Annotated in this window: 7 protein-coding genes; all 7 read right to left on the bottom strand. The window is 66.3% G+C overall.

The features are described from left to right. The coding region (locus RHBS_RS24890) for a sorbosone dehydrogenase family protein (protein ID WP_128646751.1) at nt 1–1,136 on the bottom strand (1,136 nt) is incomplete at its 3' end. Nucleotides 1,137–1,247: 111 nt separating this feature from the next. Beyond that, entirely contained in the window at nt 1,248–2,465 is a 1,218-nt protein-coding gene (locus RHBS_RS24895; RefSeq protein ID WP_237669672.1) for a PQQ-dependent sugar dehydrogenase, read from the bottom strand. An 88-nt stretch (nt 2,466–2,553) separates the two neighbouring features. After that, nucleotides 2,554–2,757 carry a heavy-metal-associated domain-containing protein gene (locus tag RHBS_RS24900; RefSeq protein ID WP_128646752.1) on the bottom strand — a complete coding sequence of 68 codons (204 nt, stop codon included), beginning with the start codon at nt 2,755–2,757 and terminating at the stop codon, nt 2,554–2,556. A gap of 20 nt (nt 2,758–2,777) precedes the next feature. Continuing rightward, nucleotides 2,778–3,059 (bottom strand): metal-sensitive transcriptional regulator, encoded by a 282-nt coding sequence (locus tag RHBS_RS24905; protein ID WP_032393890.1) that lies wholly within the window; start codon nt 3,057–3,059, stop codon nt 2,778–2,780. A 16-nt stretch (nt 3,060–3,075) separates the two neighbouring features. After that, nucleotides 3,076–3,327 (bottom strand): hypothetical protein, encoded by a 252-nt coding sequence (locus RHBS_RS24910; protein ID WP_237669674.1) that lies wholly within the window; start codon nt 3,325–3,327, stop codon nt 3,076–3,078. Then, complete coding sequence (locus RHBS_RS24915; protein WP_128646754.1) at nt 3,324–3,812, bottom strand: hypothetical protein; 489 nt, start codon at nt 3,810–3,812, stop codon at nt 3,324–3,326. Before RHBS_RS24915 ends, RHBS_RS24910 begins: the two co-directional genes overlap by 4 nt. Before the next feature lies 1 nt (nt 3,813). Beyond that, a complete protein-coding gene (locus tag RHBS_RS24920; RefSeq protein ID WP_082323454.1) occupies nt 3,814–4,254 on the bottom strand; it encodes a hypothetical protein in 441 nt (146 codons plus the stop codon). Nucleotides 4,255–4,404: the final 150 nt, after the last annotated feature.

Below are 4,404 nucleotides of genomic sequence, written 5' to 3' on the forward strand. Positions count from 1 at the left end.
GATCCGTTGTCGGTGGTCAGCAGGAATGCGCCGTCGTCGCCGAAACTGGTGAGCGAGCGCAGTCGACCGTACGTACCCACCAGGGCGTCGGCCTCGTCGACGTACTCCGTGCCGTCCTCGGAGAGCTGGAGAAACAGGAGCTTCTCGTCCTGTTGACTCGATATCACCGCGGCCCCGTTCCAGGAACCCCATCCCGGTCCGTTCGCAAAGGTCAGACCGGGCGTCGCGATGGCGGGGCTACCCGAGCTCCACACCGCAGCGAGTGCTCCGGGCACGCGGGTGGGATCGGTCATCGGTACCGACTCGTCGTAGATGACCGGGAGTCGATCGGGACGGTATCCGTAGTTGCCGCCGGGCACCAGCAGGTTCAGCTCGTCGTCTCGGGAGGTGCCCTGCTCCACCTCGTAGATCTGACCGGTGTCGGGCCGAATCGCCAACCCCTGTACGTTCCGATGCCCCAGAGTGAAGATGCGATCCGGTGAACCCGCCGCGCCGGAACCGTCGGCGTTGATGTGCAGAACCTTGCCGCCCAACGAGTTCCGATCCTGCGGAACCGTCGGCGACGCCGTGTCTCCGGTGCCGACGTACAGGGTGCCGTCGGGATGAGCCAGAATTCGGCAGCCACCGTGGCGACCGCCGTCGGCGACGGGAATATCGTCGACGAGGGTGCCGGTGCGCGTCAGAGCCGTCCACCCCGGGTCCACGGTCCACGAGAGCACGGCGATGTGGTTGTCGCTGCCACCGCCCGCACTTCCGGTTCCGGCGCTACCGGTGCCGCCACCGCCGCCCTGAACGCCCTGGCACGTGTAGATCGTTCTGGAGGCGGCGAAATCCGTCGCGAGGGCAATGCCCATGAGGCCCGTCTCACCGGATGCGTACAGGTCGTCGAGGTCCGCGGCGAGCTCGCGGGTGGCACCGCCGACGTCGCGGATCACGAACCGCCCCGAGCGCTCTCCCGTCAGCACCGTTCCGTCCGGCGCGACCACCGCATCCCACGGCTTCGCGAGTCCGTCGAGCACGGTGGTGACCGTCAGATCGGGGAGCGGATCGGCCTGCGCCGTCGCGGTAGTCGTACCGGCAAGCGTCAGGAGGACGCTGGCAGCTATTACTCCGGAACTGGACACCAGCTTGTTCATCCACACTCCTGACGACGATCCGCGACCGGCCCGATATGACCGGTATCACATGATCTTAAACACACTCTTCAGGCGGCTCGCCGACTCACGACGCAATTCGTTGCCCGGGGTTCAGCCGACCTCGGGCGTGACGAGCAGTACCTGATCGTCGGATCCGTTGTCGGTGGTCAGCAGGAAGCCGCCGTCGCTTCCGAAGGGGGTGAGCGAACGCAGCCTGCCGTAGGTGCCTTCCAGCGCCTCCGCCTCGGCGACGTACTCGGTTCCGTCCTCCGACAAAGCCAGGAAGACGAGCTTCTCGCCCTGCTGACTCGAGATCACCGCGGCACCGTTCCAGGACCCCCACTGCTCACCCTCGGTGAACGTGACGTCGGGGGTGGCGATGGTCGGATCACCCGAACTCCACACTGCGGGCAGGGCACCGGGAACCCGATCGGGGTCGGTCATGGGAACCGATTCGTCGTAGACCGACGACCGTCGATCGGGGCGATAGCCGTAGTTGCCGCCCGGCACCAACAGGTTGAGCTCGTCGTCGCGGCTCGTCCCCTGCTCGACCTCGAATATTTGATCGGTCCCGGGACGGATCGCCAGTCCCTGCACATTGCGATGACCGAGAGTGAAGATGCGATCCGGTGCATCAGCTGCAGCGGTGCCGTCTGCGTTGACGTGTAAAACCTTGCCGCCCAGCGAGTTTCGATCCTGAGGAACAGTGGGGCTCGCAGTGTCCCCGGTACCGATGTACAGCGTGCCGTCAGGATGAGCCAGGATGCGGCAGCCACCGTGACGCCCGCCGTCGGCGACCGGAATGTCGTCGACGAGAGTGCCGGTTCTCGTCAGGGCCGTCCACTCCGGGTCCACGGTCCACGACATCACGCCGATGTTGTTACCTGCGTCGCCGCGCACACCCTGACAGGTGTAGATCGTTCGCGACGCGGCGAAATCGGTAGCCAGTGCGATTCCCATGAGTCCGGTCTCGCCGGCGGCGTAGAGGTCGCCGAGGTCCGCGTTCAGTTCACGCTGGACTCCCGCGGAGTCGCGGATGACGAACCGGCCGGAGCGCTCTCCGGTCAGCACCGTGCCATCGGAAGCAGCCACCACGTCCCAGGGTTTGTCGAGGCCGTCGAGCACGGTGGTGACCGACAGGTTCGGCAGCGGACCGGCAGGCGCGCCCGGGGAGGGAGCAGCTTCCGAAGAAGAGCCCGGCGATGACGAGGTCGCGGACGAGTCGGTCGGCCCTGCGCTACCGCCCTGTTCGGTGGTGTCCGCCGAACAGGCCGCTACCAAGGCGACGCTCATGGCGATGACCGCTGCGCCGGTGACCGGTTTCTTCACGAGCGCTCCTGACGAATTTCGGTGAGTCCCATTTTTCCGCTATTACCGTTTTCGCGACTTCCGAACCACCGACCGAGCGCGGTCGTGGTCAGGACACCAGTCGATACCCGGCTTCGGCGACAGCGGCATCCACCGTCGCGGTATCGAGCGTCGAATCACTGCTCACCACGACCGCACCGGAATTCACGTCGACGTCGACGCCGGTGACTCCCGAGATCTCCGATACTTCTTCTCTCACCGACGCTGCGCAATGCCCGCACGTCATGCCCTCGACCGAATATGTCGTCTGCATCTGGCTTTTCTCCTCTTCCGTCAGGAACGAACCAGGCGCGCGATGGCCTCGGAGGCCTCTTTCACTTTCGCGTCCGCCTCGGGTCCGCCGTGTTTCGCGGCCTCCACGACGCATCCCGCGAGGTGGGCGTCGAGCAGCTTCAACGAGACCGACTGCAGCGCCTTGGTCACCGCGGACACCTGGGTGAGGACGTCGATGCAATAGCGGTCGTCTGCGACCATTCTCGATATCCCGGCCACTTGACCCTCGATACGACGCAATCGCTTCAGCAGATCGTCCTGCTCGGCACTGTAGCTGCTCATAACGCCCACCATACCCCTACCCGGTAGGGGGTGCACCTCTCGACAGGAGTCGACGGACGCCGTCGACCATGAGCAGTGCGGCCACGGTGACGATCAGGGCGGCGAGCGCGATCCAGGACCCCGAGTAGAACGTTCCCGAATACGCCGGGGACACATCGGGAACCGCGGGAAACTCGGTGGTGCGCACCCCGGCGTTCCAGCACGCCACAGCTCCGATCACCGCGAGCAGAGCCAGCACCAGCTCCGCCCACCCGAGGGACTTCCTCACAGGTACTCCCGCTTCGCCGTTTCCAGCGCCGCACGCAACCCGTCGTCGTCCTTCGCCCACGCCTGCACCAGTCCGCCGCCCACCAGACGCAGCCCGATGCCGTGACGCTTGCGCGGGACACCCGACAGTTCCCCTAGTACCCGCGCGGTCTCCCATCTCTTCGGCTCGTAGTCACCGTCGGCGTACTCGGCCGGGGGCAGTATGTCGTCTATCTCGACCAGGTCGACGGTCTCGGTTCCCTGACGCAGCCGTCGGGTGGTGAGTTCGACACTGACGTGCATCCGCGCGGCGCGGAGCTGGACGTACGTGAGACCGACGAGAATCAGCGAGAACAGCGCGAGGGCGAACCAGTGGATGACCGGTCCGGATGCGAGTTCGACCGCGAGCACCACCAGGCAGAACACCGGTCCCCACGCCAGCATGCGCCACCGCCCACCGGGCTCGTGGAAGAGCACGGGGTCGTCGGTGGGGGTGTCGCTACTCATCTCACTGCTCACGGACGAACCACTCCCGCGCCGACGGCCGGTAGACCAGAACTGCTGCGACCACCAACGCGACGGTGATCACCAACAGCACGAACGGAAAGACCAGCGCGGCGAACGTCAGCAGCAGCGCAACGGCTCCGGACAGCGCTACCAGGGCGCGTCGGAACCTGCGGTCGCCGCCGCGAACCGGGCCCGACATCAGACCGACGGCCAGCCCGACCACGCCGAAGATCACGCCGAGTCCACGAAAGACCGTCAGGAAGGAATCGATCTGTTCGTCCGTCGCACCGCCGGTGGTGAACGATGCGCGGATCTGGTCGGCGGGAAGCGTCAGGGCGATCATGCACACGACGATGAGCAGCACCGCCGAGGCCAACCACAGCCAGTAGGCAGCGGAAACCACTCGGGGCCGGGCGATCGGTGCGTCGGTGTCTGCGCTCACGCCAGACATCCTGCCACCGCGGGCGAGCTGCGCGTTCGGCCGGCAGAGATTCTTTCGCCGACGCGGCGCTCAGCCTGCAGAAATTCCCAGCGCCATGATCGCGATGCGGCCGAGACGGCGAGCAGCAACCCGAGCAGGGCCCAGCCGGGG

The organism is Rhodococcus sp. BS-15 (assembly GCF_000813105.1).
GTDB lineage: Bacteria > Actinomycetota > Actinomycetes > Mycobacteriales > Mycobacteriaceae > Rhodococcoides.